Source organism: Pseudomonas sp. CF161, from assembly GCF_000416215.1.
Lineage (GTDB): Bacteria > Pseudomonadota > Gammaproteobacteria > Pseudomonadales > Pseudomonadaceae > Aquipseudomonas.
Map to the genome: position 1 here is coordinate 16650 of NZ_ATLP01000091.1, position 16219 is coordinate 32868.

14 protein-coding genes and 1 pseudogene are annotated in these 16219 nt (G+C 62.5%); 10 read left to right on the forward strand and 5 right to left on the reverse strand.

Features of this window, described 5'->3' with window-relative positions:
* Positions 1-23 precede the first annotated feature (23 nt).
* From CF161_RS19235 to CF161_RS19270, 9 genes and pseudogenes are all read left to right on the forward strand, one after another.
* Positions 24-1022 carry a phosphate ABC transporter substrate-binding protein PstS gene (locus tag CF161_RS19235; protein ID WP_020298267.1) on the forward strand — a complete coding sequence of 333 codons (999 nt, stop codon included), beginning with the start codon at positions 24-26 and terminating at the stop codon, positions 1020-1022.
* A 170-nt stretch (positions 1023-1192) separates the two neighbouring features.
* Positions 1193-3478, forward strand: coding sequence for an ABC transporter permease subunit (locus CF161_RS19240; protein WP_020298268.1), 2286 nt, complete (start codon positions 1193-1195; stop codon positions 3476-3478).
* A 15-nt stretch (positions 3479-3493) separates the two neighbouring features.
* Positions 3494-5164, forward strand: a complete 1671-nt coding sequence (pstA, locus tag CF161_RS19245) for a phosphate ABC transporter permease PstA (RefSeq protein WP_020298269.1) — start codon at positions 3494-3496, stop codon at positions 5162-5164.
* Positions 5165-5266: 102 nt separating this feature from the next.
* The gene (pstB, locus tag CF161_RS19250) at positions 5267-6100 is read left to right on the forward strand and encodes a phosphate ABC transporter ATP-binding protein PstB (RefSeq protein ID WP_020298270.1); all 834 of its coding nucleotides are present in this window, start codon (positions 5267-5269) and stop codon (positions 6098-6100) included.
* A 113-nt stretch (positions 6101-6213) separates the two neighbouring features.
* Positions 6214-6975 (forward strand): phosphate signaling complex protein PhoU, encoded by a 762-nt coding sequence (phoU, locus tag CF161_RS19255; protein WP_020298271.1) that lies wholly within the window; start codon positions 6214-6216, stop codon positions 6973-6975.
* A gap of 166 nt (positions 6976-7141) precedes the next feature.
* On the forward strand, positions 7142-8101 hold the full coding sequence (locus CF161_RS19260; RefSeq protein WP_020298272.1) for a response regulator: 960 nt from the start codon (positions 7142-7144) through the stop codon (positions 8099-8101).
* A gap of 545 nt (positions 8102-8646) precedes the next feature.
* A pseudogene (locus CF161_RS32345) lies at positions 8647-8967 on the forward strand (type II toxin-antitoxin system RelE/ParE family toxin); the annotation flags it as partial.
* 7 nt (positions 8968-8974) lie between these two features.
* On the forward strand, positions 8975-9289 hold the full coding sequence (locus tag CF161_RS19265) for a helix-turn-helix domain-containing protein (protein WP_020298273.1): 315 nt from the start codon (positions 8975-8977) through the stop codon (positions 9287-9289).
* Positions 9290-9350: 61 nt separating this feature from the next.
* Entirely contained in the window at positions 9351-10247 is an 897-nt protein-coding gene (locus CF161_RS19270) for a M23 family metallopeptidase (RefSeq protein ID WP_020298274.1), read from the forward strand.
* 124 nt (positions 10248-10371) lie between these two features.
* On the opposite strand, the gene CF161_RS19275 is transcribed toward CF161_RS19270, so the two are convergent.
* The 3 genes from CF161_RS19275 to phoB all read right to left on the reverse strand — a co-directional run bounded on the left by CF161_RS19275 (position 10372) and on the right by phoB (position 13929).
* On the reverse strand, positions 10372-11712 hold the full coding sequence (locus CF161_RS19275) for a hemolysin family protein (protein WP_020298275.1): 1341 nt from the start codon (positions 11710-11712) through the stop codon (positions 10372-10374).
* Positions 11713-11844: 132 nt separating this feature from the next.
* On the reverse strand, positions 11845-13122 hold the full coding sequence (gene phoR / locus CF161_RS19280) for a phosphate regulon sensor histidine kinase PhoR (protein WP_256206451.1): 1278 nt from the start codon (positions 13120-13122) through the stop codon (positions 11845-11847).
* 117 nt (positions 13123-13239) lie between these two features.
* Positions 13240-13929 carry a phosphate regulon transcriptional regulator PhoB gene (phoB, locus tag CF161_RS19285; protein ID WP_020298277.1) on the reverse strand — a complete coding sequence of 230 codons (690 nt, stop codon included), beginning with the start codon at positions 13927-13929 and terminating at the stop codon, positions 13240-13242.
* A 150-nt stretch (positions 13930-14079) separates the two neighbouring features.
* Here phoB and CF161_RS19290 point away from each other — a divergent pair, with 150 nt between their 5' ends.
* Positions 14080-14460: a hypothetical protein gene (locus CF161_RS19290; RefSeq protein WP_020298278.1), complete on the forward strand. Its 381-nt coding sequence runs from the start codon at positions 14080-14082 to the stop codon at positions 14458-14460.
* 149 nt (positions 14461-14609) lie between these two features.
* On the opposite strand, the gene ubiA is transcribed toward CF161_RS19290, so the two are convergent.
* Entirely contained in the window at positions 14610-15500 is an 891-nt protein-coding gene (ubiA, locus tag CF161_RS19295; protein WP_020298279.1) for a 4-hydroxybenzoate octaprenyltransferase, read from the reverse strand.
* Positions 15500-16063, reverse strand: a complete 564-nt coding sequence (locus CF161_RS19300) for a chorismate lyase (RefSeq protein ID WP_043229853.1) — start codon at positions 16061-16063, stop codon at positions 15500-15502. Before CF161_RS19300 ends, ubiA begins: the two co-directional genes overlap by 1 nt.
* Positions 16064-16219: the final 156 nt, after the last annotated feature.

Here is a 16219-nt window from a genome sequence, read left to right on the forward strand (position 1 = left end):
CCCCTATCTGCTAGGAGTAAGGCATGAAACTGAAGCGTTTGATGGCGGCAATGACTTTTGTCGCTGCTGGCGTTGCCACTGCCCACGCGGTTGCCGCTGTTGACCCTGCTATCCCGAGCTACACCAAGACCACTGGTGTGTCGGGCAACCTGTCCAGCGTCGGTTCCGATACTTTGGCGAACCTGATGACCCTGTGGGCCGAGAACTACAAAAAAGAATACCCGAACGTCAACATCCAGATTCAAGCCGCCGGCTCCGCCACTGCGCCTCCTGCGCTGACTGAAGGCACCTCCAACCTGGGCCCGATGAGCCGCAAGATGAAGGACACCGAACTGGCTGCCTTCGAGCAGAAGTACGGCTACAAGCCAACCGCCATCCCGGTTGCCGTGGATGCCCTGGCCGTGTTCGTGCACAAGGACAACCCGATCCAGCACCTGACCATGGAACAGGTTGACGCGATTTTCTCCTCGACTCGCCTGTGCGGTGCCAAGGAAGACGTCAAGACCTGGGGCGACCTGGGCGTGAAGGGCGACCTGGCCAACAAGCCAGTGCAACTGTTCGGCCGCAACTCGGTTTCCGGCACCTACGGCTACTTCAAGGAAGAAGCCCTGTGCAAAGGCGACTACAAGCCTAACGTCAACGAACAACCAGGCTCGGCTTCGGTCGTGCAGTCCATCAGCTCTTCGCTGAACGGCATCGGTTACTCGGGCATCGGCTACAAGACCGCCAGCGTGAAGACCGTGGCCCTGGCCAAGAAAGGCAGCACCGACTTCATCGAAGACACCGAAGAAAACGCCCTGAACGGCAAGTACCCGCTGTCGCGCTTCCTCTACGTTTACGTCAACAAGGCCCCGAACAAGCCTCTGGCCCCGCTGGAAGCCGAGTTCGTGAAACTGGTCCTGTCCAAACAGGGTCAGGAAGTGGTCGTGAAAGACGGTTACATCCCACTGCCAGCCAAAGTAGCCGCCAAGGCCCTGGCTGACCTGGGTCTGCAGGAAGGCGGCTCGGTCGCCCAGAAGTAACACCCAAGGCCCAGGCCTTGTGCAGGAGCCGAAGGAGGGCGTCTGGCCCTCCCGCAAAGCGGCTCCTGCACCCCCCAATTTTTTGTCTGCTGCCAGCCCTGCTCGGCGGCGGATTTGTTGCGTCACTGCATTGTCATCTTTCTGTCATACAGGATCGCTAGGGTGTGCGCATGAATGATCTGGCCAATTCCCCCATGACTACGACTTCTCCCCCCAAGCGCATTGACTTCAATACGCCTGAGTTGCAACGCAAGCGCCGCATCCGCGCGCTCAAAGACCGCCTGACCCGCTGGTACGTCCTTATTGGCGGCCTGGCCGTGCTGGGGGCGATTACCCTGATCTTCTTCTTCCTGGCCTACGTGGTGATGCCGCTGTTCCAGGGCGCCGACCTGACCGCCAAGGAGCCCCTGGCTCCGGCCTGGATGCAGGATGCCGGCAAGCCGCTGCTGTTCGCCCTGGAAGAGCAGAACCAGGTCGGCATGCGGGTTTCCGACAAGGGCCAGGCGCTGTTCTTCGACATCGACAGTGGCGCCGAGCTGCGCCGCGTCGACCTGCCGATCCCGGCCGGGGTCAGCGTGAGCTCCATCGGCAAGGACCAACCCGGCAGCCCGCTGGTGGTGGTCGGCCTGTCCAATGGCCAGGCCCTGGTGTTCCGCCACACCTATAAGGTCACCTACCCGGACGGCAAGAAAACCATCTCGCCGGCTGTCGAGTTCCCCTACGGTGAAACCCCGATCGTGCTCAACGAGCAGGGCGGGGCGCTGGATCACGTCAACCTCAACGCCACCGACTCGGCGCTGGTCGTTGCCGGCTCCAGCGGTGCGCAGCTGCATGTGCTGCAGCTGACCCGCGAAGAAAACATGATGACCGGGGAAGTCACCAGCGAGCAGAAGCGCATCGAGCTGCCGCAGATGACCGAGGCGGTCAAGGCGATGTACATCGACCCGCGTCAGCAGTGGCTGTATGTGATCAATGGTCGCGCCCAGGCCGATGTCTTCAGCCTGCGCGACAAGAGCCTCAACGGTCGCTACAAACTGCTGGAAGACGGCACCGCCGAAGTGACGGCCAGCACCCAGCTGGTGGGCGGCATCTCGCTGATTATCGGGACCTCCAAAGGCGGCCTGGCCCAGTGGTTCATGGCCCGCGACCCGGACGGCGAGCTGCGCTTGAAGCAGATCCGCACCTTTGAGATGGGCACTGCGCCGATCGTTGAAATCACCGCTGAAGAACGCCGCAAAGGCTTCGTGGCCCTGGATGCCTCGGGCAAGCTCGGCGTGTTCCACAGCACCGCGCACCGCACCCTGCTGGTGGACCAGGTGGTCGATGGCCAGGGCATTTTCGGCCTGTCGCCACGGGCCAACCGGGTTATCGTCGAAGCCGGTGGCAAGCTGCAACCGCTGCTGCTCGACAACCCGCACCCGGAAGTGTCCTGGAGCGCGCTGTGGAGCAAGGTCTGGTACGAAAACTACGACGAGCCTAAATACGTCTGGCAATCGACCGCGGCCAACACCGATTTCGAACCCAAGATGAGCCTCGCGCCCCTGACCTTCGGCACCCTGAAGGCCGCGTTCTACGCCATGCTCCTGGCCGCGCCGCTGGCGGTTGCCGCCGCCATCTACACCGCTTACTTCATGGCCCCGAGCCTGCGCCGCAAGGTCAAGCCGGTGATCGAACTGATGGAAGCGATGCCGACGGTGATTCTCGGCTTCTTCGCCGGCCTGTTCCTCGCGCCCTATGTCGAAGGCCATTTGCCGGGCATCTTCAGCCTGCTGATGCTGCTGCCGATTGGCATCCTGGTGGCCGGCTTTGTCTTCAACCGCCTGCCTGAATCGATCCGCCTGAAAGTCCCGGATGGCTGGGAAAGCGCGATCCTGATTCCGGTGATCCTGTTTGTGGGCTGGCTCTCGCTGTACATGAGCCCGTTCATGGAGAACTGGTTCTTCGGCGGCGACATGCGCATGTGGATCTCCCACGACCTGGGCATCACCTACGACCAGCGCAACGCCCTGGTGGTCGGCCTGGCCATGGGCTTCGCGGTGATCCCGAACATCTACTCCATCGCCGAAGACGCCGTGTTCAGCGTGCCGCGCGGCCTGACCCTGGGCTCCCTGGCCCTGGGCGCCACGCCGTGGCAGACCATGACCCGCGTGGTGATCCTGACCGCCAGCCCGGGCATCTTCTCGGCGCTGATGATCGGCATGGGCCGTGCGGTCGGTGAAACCATGATCGTGCTGATGGCCACCGGCAACACCCCGGTCATGGAAATGAACCTGTTCGAAGGCCTGCGCACCCTGGCCGCCAACGTCGCGGTGGAAATGCCCGAATCGGAAGTCGGCGGCAGCCACTACCGCGTGCTCTTCCTCTCGGCGCTGGTGCTGCTGCTGTTCACCTTCGTCATGAACACCCTCGCCGAGCTGATCCGTCAGCGTCTGCGCAAGAAATACTCGTCGCTTTAAGAAAGGTAGAAGTCTGTGAAACAGAACTCCCTAAAAGGCTGGTTCAAGAGCGGCGCCCCAGGCGTCTGGATCAGCGGTGGTGCGGTGTCCATCGCGGTCATCATGACCATCGGTTTGCTGGCGGTAATCGCGGTGCGCGGGCTGGGCCATTTCTGGCCAGCGGACCTGATCCACGCCAATTACGATGTGCCGGGCCAGGCTAACCACCTGGTCATCGGCGAGGTGGTGCAGAAAGAAGAAGTGCCCCGCGCGCGCCTGAAAAGCGCCGGCCTGCCGGTGCCCGACCAGGGCCCGGAATTCATGACCCGGGAGCTGATCAAGGTCGGCAACCGTGACTTGAACGGCAACGACTTCACGTGGATCGTCGGCGATTGGCTGACCAACCAGACCACGCCGCCAGAGCTGATGGCGATCGAGCGCCGCGAGTGGGGCAATTTCTACGGCTACCTGGTCAACGTCAAACAGGACGGTAAGGTGATCGCCGAGGGCGAAGCCGCCTGGCCCGAGCTGCAAGCGCGGATCGAGCGGGTGAACAAGCTGGCGGCCCAGCTCAAGAGCCTGGAAAAGTCCGACATCGGCGCGATCAACGCCGGCCTCGAACGCATCCGCCTGCACGGTCGCAAACTGGAGCTGGACGGCAAGATGGACGCCGCCGCCCAGGCCGACATGGACGCCGAGCGCGCCGAACTCAATGCCCGTTATCAGGACGTCGAGGCGCGCCTGGGTGACCTGCACGCACAGTTCAATCGCGACAGCCTGACCGCCCGCGATGCCAACGGCAAAGAGCTGGAAATCAGCCTGGGCAAGGTGGTGCACGCCTATCAGCCGAACGCCATGGGCACCCTGACCAAGATCGGCTTCTACTTCAGCAAGGTCTGGGAGTTCCTCAGCGACGACCCACGGGAAGCCAACACCGAAGGCGGGATCTTCCCGGCGATTTTCGGCACCGTGATGATGACCCTGATCATGGCCATGATCGTCACCCCGTTTGGTGTGCTGGCTGCGGTCTACCTGCGTGAATACGCCAAGCAGAACACCCTGACCCGGGTCATCCGCATTGCCGTGAACAACCTGGCCGGTGTCCCGGCCATCGTCTACGGTGTGTTCGGCCTCGGCTTCTTTGTCTATGTGCTGGGTGGTTCGGTTGACCGCCTGTTCTTCCCCGAAGCCCTGCCGGCGCCGACCTTCGGCACCCCGGGCCTGCTCTGGGCCTCCCTGACCCTGGCCCTGCTGGCGGTGCCGGTGGTGATCGTGGCCACTGAAGAAGGCCTGGCGCGGATCCCCCGCACCGTGCGCGAGGGCTCGTTGGCCCTGGGTGCGACCAAGGCGGAAACCTTGTGGAAGATCGTGCTGCCCATGGCCAGCCCGGCGATGATGACCGGCATGATCCTCGCCGTGGCCCGCGCCGCGGGTGAAGTGGCGCCGCTGATGCTGGTGGGTGTGGTCAAGCTGGCGCCGTCGCTGCCGCTGGATGGCAACTACCCGTACCTGCACCTGGACCAGAAGATCATGCACCTGGGCTTCCATATTTATGACGTCGGCTTCCAGAGCCCCAACGTCGAAGCCGCGCGGCCGCTGGTGTACGCCACGGCGCTGCTGCTGGTGCTGGTGATCGCCACGCTCAACCTGTCGGCGGTGTGGATCCGTAACCACCTGCGCGAGAAGTACAAGGCGCTGGACAGTTAACCAAAGCTTTAAGCCACAAGCGGCAAGCTCCATGCAGAGTGCCGCTTTGCCCTAAATTGCGGCTTGCAGCTAAAAGCTTGCAGCTACGAACGGAGTGCGACCATGCAACACGAAACCCATTCCCACGGCATCAATATGTCGGCCCTGGGTCGCGACAAGCAGAGCCTGAGCCTGGCCCAGGAAACCGTGGCCATCGAAGTCCCGGGCCTGAGCCTGTTCTATGGCGACAAACAAGCGTTGTTCGACGTCAGCATGAACATCCCCAAGCAGCGCGTGACGGCCTTTATCGGCCCGTCCGGCTGCGGCAAGTCGACCCTGCTGCGCACCTTCAACCGCATGAACGACCTGGTGGACGGTTGCCGTGTGGAAGGCGCGATCAACCTCTACGGCAACAACATCTACCGCAAGGGCGAAGACGTGGCCGAGCTGCGTCGCCGGGTCGGCATGGTGTTCCAGAAGCCCAACCCGTTCCCCAAGACCATCTACGAAAACGTGGTCTACGGCTTGCGCATCCAGGGCATCAACAAAAAGCGCGTCCTCGACGAAGCCGTGGAGTGGGCGCTCAAGGGCGCGGCGCTGTGGGATGAGGTCAAGGACCGCCTGCACGAGTCGGCCCTGGGCCTGTCCGGCGGCCAGCAACAGCGTCTGGTGATTGCCCGGACCATCGCCGTGGAACCGGAAGTGCTGCTGCTCGACGAACCGTGCTCGGCCCTCGATCCGATCTCGACCCTGAAAGTCGAAGAGCTGATCTACGAACTGAAATCCAAGTTCACCATTGTGATCGTGACCCACAACATGCAGCAGGCCGCGCGGGTTTCCGACTACACCGCCTTTATGTACATGGGCAAACTGGTGGAATTCGGCGACACCGACACCCTGTTCACCAACCCGGCGAAAAAGCAGACCGAAGACTACATCACAGGGCGCTACGGCTAGTGATGAGCTGCAAGCCGCAAGCTTTAAGCGGCAAGTAAAAGCAGTTCAAGGCAACGACACCTATCAACTTGCAGCTTGTAGCTTGTGGCTTACAGCTTTTGCGGAGCAAAACCATGATTTCGAAGGAAGGCCTCACCCACCACATCTCCGCGCAGTTCAACGCCGAGCTTGAGGAGGTGCGCAGCCACCTCCTGGCGATGGGCGGGCTGGTGGAGAAGCAAGTCAACGACGCGGTGACCGCGCTGATCGAGGCCGATTCCGGCCTGGCCCAGCAGGTGCGCGAGATCGATGACCAGATCAATCAGATGGAACGCAACATCGACGAAGAATGCCTGCGCATCCTGGCCCGTCGACAGCCGGCGGCGTCGGACCTGCGGCTGATCATCAGCATCTCCAAGTCGGTGATCGACCTCGAGCGGATCGGCGACGAAGCGACCAAGATCGCTCGACGTGCCATCCAGTTGTGCGAAGAAGGCGAGGCCCCGCGTGGCTATGTCGAGGTCCGTCACATTGGCGACCAGGTGCGCAACATGGTCCGCGATGCGCTGGACGCCTTTGCCCGTTTCGACGCCGACCTGGCGTTGTCGGTGGCCCAGTACGACAAGATCATCGACCGCGAATACAAGACCGCGCTGCGCGAGCTGGCGACCTACATGATGGAAGACCCGCGCTCTATCTCGCGGGTCTTGAGCATCATCTGGGTCCTGCGTTCCCTGGAACGTATCGGCGACCACGCGCGCAATATTTCCGAGCTGGTGATTTACCTGGTGCGCGGGACCGACGTGCGCCATTTGGGTCTCAAGCGCATGAAGCAGGAAGTTGAAGGCACCAGTGCCGAAACCGCTAATGTTCCGGACGAAGCTGACGATAAGTAAGATTGCCCGAGAAAAGCGCCCGGTCTTTTGGCCGGGCGTTTTTGTTTGGGATTTTTGAATCTGACAGCAGCACCCGCGAACGAAAAGTCCCGGCGTGACTGAAAGTTTTTGGCAAAGTGCCATCAGCCAAGCGTTATGCTTGCCGGGATTTCTAAAGGGGCGGTCGATGAGTAAGGTAAGTGTGTTGGTGGTGGACGACGCTTCGTTCATTCGTGACCTGGTGAAGAAGTGCCTGCGCAACTACTTCCCGGGCATCAAGATCGAAGACGCGGTCAACGGCAAGAAGGCCCAGGCCATCCTGGCCCGCGAAGCGTTCGACCTGGTCCTGTGCGACTGGGAGATGCCGGAAATGTCCGGCCTCGAACTGCTGACCTGGTGCCGTGGGCAAGAGGCCCTGAAAAGCATGCCGTTCGTCATGGTGACCAGCCGTGGCGACAAGGAAAACGTGGTCCAGGCGATCCAGGCCGGGGTTTCCGGCTACGTCAGCAAGCCCTTTACCAACGAACAGCTGCTGACCAAGGTCAAGCAGGCGTTGAACAAGGTCGGCAAGCTCGACACCTTGATGAACAGCGCGCCGACCAAGATGAACTCGGCGTTCGGCAACGATTCTCTGAGCGCCCTGACCGGCGGCAAGGCTGAAGTCCTGGGTGGCGGTGCGGCATCGGCTCCGGTCAATCCCTTCGCCAAGCCGGCCGTGGTGGCGCCTGCCGCAGCTGCAGCGGCGCCGTCCCGTGGCCTGCTCAACAGCCCGCCGGTCAAGGCACCCACTCCGGCGGCAGCGGCCTCCGGCGGCCGTGGCCAGGGTCAGTTGCGCCTGCCCAGCGGCACCCAGCAATGCGTGATCAAGGCCTTGAGCATCAAGGAAGCGCTGTTGGTGGTGAAGCGTACCGATACGCTGCCTCAGGTGCTGGACAGCGCGGTGCTGGACCTGGAGCAGGGCGACAACGCGGAAGTGGCGCGGCTCAACGGGTACCTGCATGCGGTGGTGGCCTACGAGCCGAAGCCGGACAGCGAATGGCTGCAACTGACCTTCCGCTTTGTGGATCAGGATGCGCAGAAGCTGGATTACATTTCGCGGCTGATTGCCCGCGGGACGGCGCAGAAGCACTTTGTGCCGGGTGCTTGAGGCTGCCGGCCTGAGCGAGCGTCTGGCTGGCCCACGGTAGTCACTGCCGTGGGCCCGGGCCGCGTGCGAACGCTGGCCCGGCCAGGCGTGGCCCGGCGCAGTCTGGAAGCAGCGGTTGCAGTCAGCCGCTGCTGCGTACTATAGATCTGATTTCCCCTCTCCTGAATTCCCCCACCTCGTCGTTGATCGAGCTCGACCGCCGCGCCTGAATGCGGCCGGAAACCTGCTGCAAACACTTTCCTGCACGCTGCTGTTCATGCGGATGAGCCTGGCCTGGGCGTCTGCCTCAAAGGTCGTGGGTATGACCTGAGGAGGGCTGCGCTGGGTTGCAGGCCTTGCAATGCAAGGCTTGGGGCTCGGCGACGGCGGTTTGATGCCGTGCGTCTGGTTTGTATTTTTTCAGGTTGATTTATATCTGTTTAGATATAGGTTGTGGGGTGTGTTTCCGCCTTTCTCGCTCTTGGCCATGCCTTGAAACAACCCCGGCGCGCGCTGTAGCGGGCGGTTTGTTTAATCTCTCGGCACTCAGTCACGGGAGAGGTCTGATGCCAAGGCACAAGGATGTGGTGTTTGTCGGGAGCGCGCTCAGGGATCTCAAGGCGTTTCCATTGGAGGCGCGGCGGGCCGCGGGTCATCAGCTGGATCTGTTGCAGCAGGGCGAACAGCCCTATGACTGCCGATCGATGAAGACCGTGGGGCCTGGGGTATTCGAGATCAGGGTCAACGAGGAATCAGGCGCGTTTCGGGTGTTTTATGTGGTGGTCCGGCTGTCGGCGGTTTATGTGCTGCATGCCATGCGCAAGACCACGCGCCGAACCGAAACGCGGGATATCGAGCTGGCTCGCGCCAGATTGCAGGAGATAGGTTCACACCATGAACGAACATCAACATATTCAACGCTTCGACAGTGTCTGGGATGCCCTGGAGGATTCGCCCCAGGAGGCGGCCAATATGCGCCTGCGCTCCAAGGTGATGATGGAACTGAGCAAGACCATCAAGACCTGGGGGCTTTCGCAAAAAGCGGCGGCCCAGCGGCTCAACATCACTCAGCCACGGCTCAACGACGTGCTCAGCGGCAAGATCAACAAATTCTCCCTCGACGCGCTGGTGAACCTGTCCGACGCCGCGCAACTGGAGGTCGATATCAGTGTCGGCGCCGCCCCCACCGGGCCGCTGATTCCGGTCTGATTCACACAAGCTCCATGTCCTGCTGTTAGTCTCGCGGCTGGATTTTTCAAGATAGTTGCCCATGCTCGTGCGCCTGCTGTTTTTTTGTGGCCTGTGGCTGGCTGCCTTCTCGGCAGCGGCCATGACCATCTACAAGTCCACCGACGCCAACGGAGTGGTTTCGTACAGCGACCGAGCCACGCCGGGTGCCCAGGTATTTGTGTTTCGGGATCGCATGGTCGAACACCTGGAGCGGCAGGTGCACCTGGACATTCAGCGGCAAAGGGGCGTCGACACTGTGTTTGTGCGCAACGAGCTGTATGCGCCGGTCGAGGTCGAGTTGAGCTTTGGCGGCTTGAGCAATGTCAGCGCGGCACCGAAAGCGCCGATCCGGCGGGTGCTGCCGGCGCGCAGCAGGACGCGCCTGGCGCTGCTCACGGCGAGCCGGCTCGATCAGCCGCTGGTGTATACCCCAAGGTTCCGTTATTCCCTGGGCGACCCTTCAGGCGCGGCTCAGACCTATCGCTATCCGCTGCCGTGGCGTGGGGGGCCGTTTCGCCTGACCCAGGGTGCGGATGGGCAGTACAGCCACTTCGGTCCGAAAAGCCGCTACGCCATGGACATCGCCATGCCCGAGGGCACGCCGATCATTGCCGCCCGTGGCGGGGTGGTGGTGAAGACCGAGAACAGCCAGACCGGGCGCGGCAACAACCCGGCCGGCAACTTTGTCCGGGTACTGCACGATGACGGCACCATGGGCGTGTACCTGCACTTGCAGCGTGGCTCACTGAACGTGCGTGAAGGGCAGCGGGTGGCGGTGGGCAGCCCCCTCGGGCTGTCGGGCAATACCGGCAACAGCACGGGCCCGCACCTGCACTTCGTGGTGCAGCGCAACACCGGCTTGGGGCTGGTGTCGATTCCCTACCAGTTCAACCAACCTGTCAGCAGCCTGCCCAACTTCGCCCTCGGCAAACCCTAGCACCCCCCGTGGCGAGGGAGCTTGCTCCCGCTCGGCCGCGCAGCGGCCGCAAACCCTAGGCCCGCAATCTATCGGCAGGGAAGGTTTTGCAGCCATTGGGCAGGCGCGGGGGCCAAGGGGCTAATCAGTCGAGCATCAAGACCTTGGCCAGGATGATTTTCGGGCCTTTCATCTTTTTGATGATGATGCGCAGGCCTTCGACTTCCATGACTTCCTCTTCTTCCGGAACCCGTTTCAGGGTTTCGTAGACCAGGCCGGCCAAGGTTTCAGCCTCGATGTGGTCAAGGTCGATGCCCAGCAGGCGTTCGACTTTGAACAACGGCGTATCGCCGCGCACCAGCAGCTTGCCCGGCTGGTAGGCGAGGATGCCGCGTTCGGCCTTGCGGTGTTCGTCCTGGATGTCGCCGACCAGCACTTCGAGCACGTCTTCCATGGTCAGGTAGCCGATGATCTTGCCGTCGGCTTCTTCCACCAGGGCGAAGTGCGAACCGCCTTTGCGGAACTGTTCCAGCAGGTGCGACAGGGGCATGTGCCGCGATACGCGCTCCAGCGGGCGGGTCAGCTCGGCGAGGTTGAACGACTCGGGAATGTGGTCCAGGGCCGCCAGTTCCAACAGCAGGTCCTTGATGTGCAGCAGGCCGACGAACTCGTTGCGGTCGCTGTCGTACACCGGGTAGCGGCTGAACTTGTGGCGGCGGAACAGGGCGAGGATTTCCTTGAGCGGCGCGTTGAACTCGACGCTGATCAGGTCTTCCCGGGAGTTGGCCCAGTCCACCACTTCCAGCTCGCCCATTTCCACGGCCGAGGCCAGTACGCGCATGCCTTGGTCGCTGGGGTCCTGGCCACGGCTGGAGTGCAGGATCAGCTTCAGTTCTTCGCGGCTGTAGTGGTGTTCGTGGTGCGGCCCGGGCTCGCCCTGGCCGGCGATGCGCAGGATGGTGTTGGCGCTGGCGTTGAGCAGGTAGATGGCCGGGTACATGGCCCAGTAGAACAGGTACAGCGGCACCGCCGTCCACAGCGACAGCAGTTCGGGTTTGCGAATAGCCCAGGATTTGGGCGCCAGCTCGCCGACCACGATGTGCAGGTAGGAAATCACGAAGAAGGCGGCAAAGAACGAGACGCCCTTGATGATCTCCGGCGACTCGACGCCGATGGCGCCCAGCAGGGGTTCCAGAATGTGCGCGAAGGCCGGTTCACCGACCCAGCCCAGGCCCAGGGAGGCCAGGGTGATACCCAGTTGGCAGGCCGACAGATAGGCGTCGAGCTGGCTGTGTACGGTGCGCAGGATCTGTCCGCGCCAGCCGTTTTTGTGGGCGATGGCCTCGACCCGGGTCGAGCGCAACTTGACCATGGCGAACTCGGCGGCAACGAAGAAGCCGTTGAGCAGAACCAGGATCAGAGCAAAAAGAATCATGCCGAAGTCGGCGAAGAGTGTCGCGAGGGTAAAACCAGGGGATGGGTCCATGATGGAGTTTTGCGGGTTCCGTGTAGGCGAAAAAAGAAGGAAATGCGGTGCCTGAAAGGCAGGCACAAGTGCGTCAATGTAGCGGCTGACAGGACGATTGCCTAGTGGCGAGTCGCTGTCAGCGCTGGCCGGTCAGGGCGTGGGGGCGGTTTTCTTGACCTGGGTGGGGGCGAAATGGCAGGTGAACGTGCTGCCGTGGCCCAGCACGCTGCTGATCTCCAGGCGCGCGCGGTGGCGCAGCAGCACGTGCTTGACGATGGCCAGGCCGAGGCCGGTGCCGCCGGTATTGGAGTTGCGGCTGGAGTCCACGCGGTAGAAGCGCTCGGTCAGGCGCGGCAAGTGTTTGTTGTCGATGCCGATACCCGAATCCTGCACGCTCAGGTGCGCGCCTTGCTCATCACCCCACCAGCGAATGCGAATGTTGCCTTCGGCCGGGGTGTACTTCACCGCGTTGAACACCAGGTTGGAGAACGCGCTGCGCAGTTCCGCCTCGCTGCCCTTGAGCTGGACCCTGGCATCCGCTTCCAGGCTGATGCGCTGGTTGCGCTCGCCGGACAGGGCCTGGGCGTCGCTCTTGATCGATTGCAGCAGGGTATCGATCGCCACCGGCTGGTTGTCCGAGGGGTAGTCGGTGGCTTCCAGCTTGGCCAGCAACAGCAGGTCGTTGAGCAGGGTCTGCATGCGTCCGCCTTGCTGCTGCATCTGCTGCAGGGCACGGCTCCAGCGCGGGTTCACTTCTTCGACGTTGTCGAGCAGGGTTTCCAGGTAGCCGCAGATCACCGTCAACGGCGTGCGCAGCTCGTGGGAGACGTTGGCGATGAAGTCTTTGCGCATCTGCTCCAGTTGATGAATGCGGGTGACGTCGCGCACCAGCATCAGGTGTTCGTTGTTGCCATAGCGGGTGATGTAGAGCTGGATACGCAGGCGGTCGTTGATCGGCGAGGGGATTTCCAGCGGCTCGGCGTAGTTGTCCTGCTCGAAGTACTCCTTGAAGCGCGGGTGGCGCACCAGGTTGGTCACCGGTTGGCCGCTGTCTTGCGGGGTCTTGAGGCCCAGCAGGGTTTCCGCGGCGCGGTTCCACCATTCCAGGTTACCGTCGCTGTCGAGCATGATCACCGCGTCCTTCAGGGCCGCGGTGGACTCCTGGACCCGGTCGATCACCGCTTGCAGGCGTCCGCGCACTCGCTGGTCGCGGCGTTGCAGGTGGTAGATGCTGTCGAACACTTCACCCCACAGGCCGTAGCCGTCGGGCGGTGCCTGGTCAGGCTGGTGCAGGCGCAGCCATTCGTGCAGGCGCAGCAGTTGCTTGAGGGTCCAGGCCAGGTAGATCGCCAGGCCAATGGCCATGCTCCAGCCGTAATAACCGCTGATCAGGCCGACCAGCAGGCAGCCGGTGATTAGAAGCAGCATGTGGCGAATCAGGGTGCCATGCCAGTTTTGGTTCACGTAGGGGACAGCTCCAAGTTGCAAGCTACAAGTTCAGAAGCGGTCAACTTGCCGCTTGCAGCTCATAGCTTGGCGCTGATGTCATGCCTTGGTTGAAAAGCGATAGCCTGTGCCGCGCACGGTTTGTACCAGGTTCTCGTAGGCTTCACCCAGCGCTTTGCGCAGGCGTCGAATGTGCACGTCGACGGTGCGTTCTTCAACATAGACATTGCCACCCCAGACCTGGTCCAGCAGTTGGCCCCGGGTGTAGGCGCGTTCCTGGTGGGTCATGAAGAATTGCAGCAGGCGGTATTCGGTCGGGCCCATTTCGGCCGGGGTGCCGTCGATGGTCACGCGGTGGCTGATGGGGTCGAGCCGCAGGCCGCCGACTTCAATCGGCGCCTCGCCATCGGTCGGGCCTGCGCGGCGCAGCACGGCCTTGAGGCGCGCCACCAGCTCACGGGGCGAAAACGGTTTGGTGATGTAGTCATCGGCGCCGACTTCCAGGCCCTGGATCTTGTTGTCCTCTTCGCCCTTGGCGGTGAGCATGATGATCGGGATATCCCCGGTCAGCTCGTCGCGCTTGAGGCGCCGCGCCAGTTCGATGCCCGATGTGCCGGGCAGCATCCAGTCGAGCAGGATCAGGTCGGGCTTGCGGTCGACGATAATGGCGTGGGCCTGCTGGGAGTTTTCAGCCTCCAGGCAGTCATAGCCGGCCATTTCCAACGCAACGGCGATCATCTCGCGGATAGGCGCTTCGTCGTCAACGATCAGAATGCTTCTGCCAACCATGCTTGAACCTCTTGTCATTTAACTGTCTTGCGCCGCATTAGATAACGGAATTATTGCAGTCGTGTGACAGTATTTCAGGCCGACGGCGGCCCGCGTATTCATGAACTAAGCTTTGAGTCCGAATCCTGACAACCACAAGAGAAGGTTTCCATGACTCAACTGACGCAATCCTGGAAGGCCCTGCTGGTCGCTGCTGCCCTGGCGCTGCCGACACTGGCTTTCGCCGCCGACCCCGCCATGAGCAAAGACGGGATGATGGTCGACCACAAGGGCATGACCCTCTACACCTTTGCCAAGGACGCGGGTGGCAAGTCCATGTGCAACGACAAATGCGCCGGCAACTGGCCGCCGTTGATGGCCGAAGGCAGCGACAAGGCCATGGGCAAGTGGACCACGGTCAAGCGCGATGACGGCACCATGCAGTGGGCCTACGATGGCAAGCCGCTGTACACCTTCGTCATGGACAAAAAGGCCGGCGACATGACCGGCGAAGGCAAAATGGACGGCGCCTGGAAGGTGGCCAAACCCTAATCCCCTCTGTGCCCATGCCGGCCAGCGCAGCGGCTACATCTGTAGCCGCTGCGGCACGCTGCGCTGGCCATCAGCAGCAGCGCATTCTTTTCAGGTGTACTCCCGGCGCCCATGCCGGCCAGCGGCTACAGGTGTAGTCCCGCCTTGTGTCAGCGCAAGCCGTAATCGGCAACGATCCCCAGGAAAATCGCCAGCCCCGCCCAATGGTTATGCAGAAAGGCCCGGAAGCATTTCAGCCGGTCCTTGTCGCGGGTGTACCAGAACTCCCAGACAAAGCACCCGGCCGCCACCAGCAGCCCGAGGTGGAACCAGCCCCCCAGATCGAACCGCGCACCCGCCAGCAGCAGGCAGCCCAGGGCCAGGCCCTGCAGGCGGAGGATGATCACCCGGTCCGCTTCGCCAAACAGGATGGCGGTGGATTTCACCCCGATCCGCAGGTCGTCGTCGCGGTCGGTCATGGCGTAATAAGTGTCGTAGCCCACAGTCCACAGCAGGTTGGCGATGTAAAGCAGCCAGGCGCTGGCCGGCAGCTCGCCAGTCTCGGCGGTGAAGGCCATGGGAATGCCCCAGGAAAACGCCGCGCCCAGTACCACCTGCGGGTAGTAGGTGTAGCGCTTCATGAACGGGTAGCTGGCCGCCAGCGCCAGGCCGCCCAGGGACAGCCAGATGGTGGTGGCGTTGGTGCACAGCACCAGCAGGAAGCTGATAAACATCAGCACCGCGAAGAACACCAGGGCTTCTTTGGAACTGATCTTGCCGCTGACCAGCGGCCGTTGTTCGGTGCGTTTGACGTGGCCGTCGACCTTGCGGTCGGCCCAGTCATTGATCACGCAGCCGCCAGCCCGGGTCAGGGTCACGCCGAGCACGAAAATCACGATATTGGCCAGGGATGGCGCGCCCTTGCCGGCTATCCACAGGGCCCAGAGGGTGGGCCAGAGCAGCAGGTAGATGCCGATCGGCTTGTCCATGCGGGTCAGTTGAATAAAGTCCCAGGCCCGCGGGTTGAGGCGATTCAGGGATTTGAGCAGGCTCTGGTACATCAGCAGTTCTCCGGGTGGGCGCGTACCGCGTCCCACAGGGTCGGCAAAAAGATTTCCGCTACCAGCACACTCAGCGTGCCGCGGTCGAAGCGCGAGCGGCGGCCCCAGAGCGCGTCGGCTTGGACCTCGGCGGGCAGCCATTGGCGCGGGTAATGGCAGACCTCGATGGCGCGGCGCTGGAACGCCTGGTCGCAAAACAGCAATTCACCCAGGGAGCGGCTGCCCAGTTCGTCGATATTCAGCCCGCCATTCTCCAGGGCCGTGCGTGCGGCAACGCTGCGGGCGAACACCCAGGCCTCGCCGTGGCCGCGCAGGTACACCTCGCGCACCCAGCCCTGGCTGTCTGCGGGCAGGTCCAGGGCTGCACATTCGTCGGCGCGCAGGGGCTGCCAGCCTTCCACCAACGGGGTCACGCTGAAGCCGTTGTCCGAGAGCCGGGTCAGGCGTCGGGTCAGCGACCCTTGATCGAACAACCAATCGACAATCTGCGCATCGGGGAGGGGCGACAACTGGCTGTGTGGCAGCCAGGCCGGGGTCGGAACGGGGGGATTAGAGTGCGGCACAGTGAGTCATTATTGGCAGCAAATGAGGCGCCGAGCTTAACATGTCGTCCGCGAACTTTGATTGATCGGGGTGGCTTGGCGCTGCGAACATGCTTGCATCTGCGCTGAGCGATCAGTACAAAACGCCCTGAGCCGGACGGCAATCAGAGTCGATCC